This is a genomic window from Helicobacter pylori (assembly GCF_006439795.1).
GTDB lineage: Bacteria > Campylobacterota > Campylobacteria > Campylobacterales > Helicobacteraceae > Helicobacter > Helicobacter pylori_CR.
This window is the reverse complement of the sequence record NZ_VEYL01000027.1, coordinates 1-3,795: the sequence shown is the minus strand read 5'-3', so window position 1 is coordinate 3,795 and position 3,795 is coordinate 1. Positions and strand designations below refer to the sequence as shown.

Genomic DNA, 3,795 nt, shown 5'->3' with positions numbered 1-3,795 from the left:
AATCCCCACGATCAACACAAGCTACTATTCTTTCATGGGCGCTAAACTAGAATACAGAAGGATGTATAGCCTTTTCCTCAATTATGTGTTTGCTTACTAGGTGGCGCAAACTCTCTTTTTAAGGGGGCTTGTTTAAAAACGCTTAAAAGCATTTTTAAAATTAAACAGTAAAGAGCCTAGATAATCTCTTGCAACCGCTCTCAAGCGATAAAATTAAAGTGATCAAAACCCTATTTTTTAAAATTAAAGAAAATTTTTTTTAAAGATTATCACTCTTTTTTGATAAAGTAATATTTTAGAATTTAGGGAGTTTTTTATGGAAGAATCAACAGCGTTTATTTTGGCTCTTGTGGGGCTATTTACTGGCATTACCGCCGGGTTTTTTGGTATTGGTGGGGGGGAGATTGTCGTCCCTAGCGCGATTTTTGCCCATTTTAGTTATAGCCATGCGGTGGGTATTTCGCTCATGCAAATGCTTTTTTCTTCAGTGGTCGGCTCTATCATCAATTACAAAAAGGGCTTATTGGATTTGAGAGAAGGCTCATTTGCCGCGCTTGGAGGACTAATGGGGGCGATTTTAGGGAGCTTTATTTTAAAAATCATTGACGATAAAATTTTAATGGGCGTGTTTGTGGTGGTGGTGTGCTACACCTTTATCAAATACGCTTTTTCTAGCAACAAGAAGCCCGAGCATTTTGAAGAAATGCATTTTGATTTGCATGCGAATAACAAAACGCCCGAAAAAAAGCGCACAATCCCTTTTGTGTCTATGGATAGAACGCATGGGGTTTTGATGCTCGCCGGTTTTGTTACCGGCATCTTTTCTATCCCGCTAGGCATGGGTGGGGGGATTTTAATGGTGCCGTTTTTGGGCTATTTTTTGAAATACGATTCTAAAAAAATCGTGCCTTTGGGGCTATTTTTTGTGGTGTTCGCTTCTTTGTCTGGGGTCATCTCTCTTTATAACGGGAAGGTTCTTGATGATATAAGCGTTCAAGCGGGGGTGATTACCGGTATTGGAGCGTTTTTAGGGGTGGGCATTGGCATCAAGCTCATTGCTTTGGCTAATGAAAAGGTGCATAAAATCCTGTTGCTCCTCATTTATGCTTTAAGCATTTTAGCGACTTTACACAAGCTCATTATGGGGTAAAAAATGCTCAAGGGCATTTTTAAAATTAATACCAAAAAGCTTTCTAAGAGCAAGCGATAATCTCTTAAAAAGACTTCTTTAGGGTTAGGGGAAATTCGTTGGAGGTTGTAATGGAATAAACCCCCTACCCCCTTAAAAAATGAGTTTGAAACAAAAAATAAAATTAAAAACCCTATTTTTAAAAAAGTAAAAAGTTTTAATTATCCTTATTTGATGAGAACAAAAACTTAAAACTTAAAAAAGAATGTCTTCAAAGTAAGGGTCATTAAAAAATGAGTTATTTAAGACGGTTTTTAGCGTTTTTTAAGACAACCCAAACGCTTAAACCCCCTATTTTAACCCCCCTTAGGGGGCTTAGTCATTACCCCTTAATGCGACTTTTTATCATTGATGTATTTTTTCAATTCACCCCTTTTGATATAAGGGATAAACTCGCCATAGCCCTCTTTTTCCATGTCTTTTAAGGGGATAAACCTTAAAGCCGCACTGTTGATGCAATACCTTAAGCCCCCTAATTCTTTAGGCCCATCGTTAAACACATGCCCTAAATGCGCCTTACCAATACGGCTCAACACTTCAATGCGTTTCCTATTAAGGCTCTCATCATCTTCGTATTTCACCACATCTTTATTGATAGGCTTAGAAAAACTTGGCCACCCGCAACCGGAGTCGTATTTATCCGCTGAAGAAAATAACGGCTCGCCTGTGGTAATATCCACATAAATGCCCTCTTCTTCTTTGTTGTAATACTCATTTTCAAAAGGTTTCTCAGTGTGTTTGTTTTGCGTCACTTCATACTGGAGTTTGGTGAGTTTTTTCTTTAAAACTTCATCGCTGGGTTTGATGTATTTATCATCATCCACAATCACTTCATCCGCCTTTTTCAAATCAATATGGCAATAACCACCAGGATTTTTCTTCAAATAATCTTGGTGATACTCTTCAGCCCTCACATAATTTTTTAAAGGCTCTACCTCAATGGCGATTTTGCCTTTCACTTCTTTTTGCAACGCTTTTAAGGCGTGATCTATCACTTCTTTATCTGCGCTATTGGTATAATAAATCCCTGTGCGATACTGCCTGCCCACATCATTACCCTGCTTATTCACGCTCACCGGATCAATCACCTTAAAATAGTAACGCAACAACTTGTCCAAACTGATTTTTTTAGGATCATAAACCACTTTCACGCTTTCAGCATGATCACTCTCATGCAATTTTTCATAATTCGTGCTTGAAGTCTTGCCGTTAGCGTAACCAGAGCTTGCGTCTATGACGCCATAAATCCTCTCCATATACGCCTCTAGCCCCCAAAAGCACCCCCCAGCCAAGTAAATCACTCTTTCATCGGTTTTTTGGTTTTTAGCCCCTATGTTTTCATTCGCTTGCATAATTGCTCCTATCGCTAAAAAAAGATAAAAACTTTTCAAGTAAGATAATACTTTCATTGAATAACCTTTGTTTTAATTTTAATGGTGTCTGCCATTATAACTAAAAAAAATGGTAATTGTTCTTTAAATTGAGTTTAAATTTCAATAAGGTTCTGTTCTATTAGGTAACAAAAGTTAAAATCACATCCATTCAACAATCTTACCCACCGCATTGGCTTCATAGCATTTGATAGAGGTTTTTTGACTGGGTTTTTTAGGCAAAATGGCTTTTAAAAAGCCGTAATTTTCCATTTCTTTCAATCTAGCGTTCAAATTGGGGGCTTCTAAAATCCTACCATTCAAACTCACTTCGCCTAAAAACGCCGTTTTATTGTCAATTTTTCTGTTTTTAAAGCTTGAAAGGATACTGGCAATGACCGCTAAATCGCAAGCCGGCTCGCCAATCTTAATCCCTCCGCTCACATTAATGAACACATCATGGCGGTTTAAGGGGATTTCTAGCTTTTTTTCTAATAAAGCGATGAGCATGTTAAGGCGGTTGGTGTCAAACCCGTTCGCTAATCGTTTGGGCGCCCCGAAACTGCATTCACTCACCAACGCCTGAATCTCTAAAATCAACGCCCTTGAGCCTTCTAAAGTGATGGTAATGGCACTCCCTTCCATAGGCTCTTCTTTAGAAAAAAACAAGCTTGAAGCTTCTTTAGCGCTCACCAAACCCTGCTCTTTCATTTCAAACAAGCCGATTTCACTCGTAGGGCCAAAGCGGTTTTTAAAACTCCTTAAAATCCTTAATTCCCTACTGGGATCGCCCTCAAAATACAGCACGCTATCCACCATATGCTCTAGCACTCTAGGCCCTGCAATGCTCCCTTCTTTAGTGATATGACCGATGATAAAAATAGCAATATCTCTTGTTTTGGCTAAACGCATGAGCTCAAAAGTGATCTCTCGCACTTGCGAAATAGAGCCGGGTGCTGAAGAAATCTCTGGCGAATAAAGCGTTTGGATAGAATCAATCACGCAAGCAAAATAATTTTCGCTTTCAATATTCGCCTTAATCACAGGCCAATTGATTTCATTGAGCAGATACAATTCTTTTTCTATGCAATCCAATCTAGTGGCGCGCATTTTAATCTGGCTCAAGCTCTCTTCCCCGCTCACATACAAAACCTTTTGCTGGTTTTTGGCTAAGCCAGAAGCCACTTTTAAAAGCAGAGTGGATTTCCCCACCCCAGGACTCCCCCCCACCAAATC

4 protein-coding genes are annotated in these 3,795 nt (G+C 39.1%); 2 read left to right on the top strand and 2 right to left on the bottom strand.

Going from position 1 to position 3,795, the window contains the following annotated elements; all coding sequences use genetic code 11:
* Together FIM66_RS07905 and FIM66_RS07900 are read left to right on the top strand one after the other, a co-directional pair.
* Positions 1–100: outer membrane beta-barrel protein (locus FIM66_RS07905; protein ID WP_140500046.1), on the top strand; the 100-nt coding region annotated here is incomplete at its 5' end.
* Between the two features lie 216 nt (positions 101–316).
* The gene (locus tag FIM66_RS07900) at positions 317–1,150 is read left to right on the top strand and encodes a sulfite exporter TauE/SafE family protein (protein ID WP_121094395.1); all 834 of its coding nucleotides are present in this window, start codon (positions 317–319) and stop codon (positions 1,148–1,150) included.
* 368 nt (positions 1,151–1,518) lie between these two features.
* Here the strand turns inward: FIM66_RS07900 and msrB are convergent, their stop codons facing one another.
* On the bottom strand, positions 1,519–2,598 hold the full coding sequence (gene msrB / locus FIM66_RS07890) for a peptide-methionine (R)-S-oxide reductase MsrB (protein WP_140600359.1): 1,080 nt from the start codon (positions 2,596–2,598) through the stop codon (positions 1,519–1,521).
* Between the two features lie 123 nt (positions 2,599–2,721).
* Positions 2,722–3,795: DNA repair protein RadA (radA, locus tag FIM66_RS07885; protein WP_140600358.1), on the bottom strand; the 1,074-nt coding region annotated here is incomplete at its 5' end.

What these genes read in the sequence shown, in the direction of transcription:
- FIM66_RS07900 (WP_121094395.1), top strand. Translation starts at nt 317, where the DNA reads ATGGAAGAATCAACAGCGTTTATTTTGGCTCTTGTGGGGCTATTTACT.
- msrB (WP_140600359.1), bottom strand. Translation starts at nt 2,598, where the DNA reads ATGAAAGTATTATCTTACTTGAAAAGTTTTTATCTTTTTTTAGCGATA.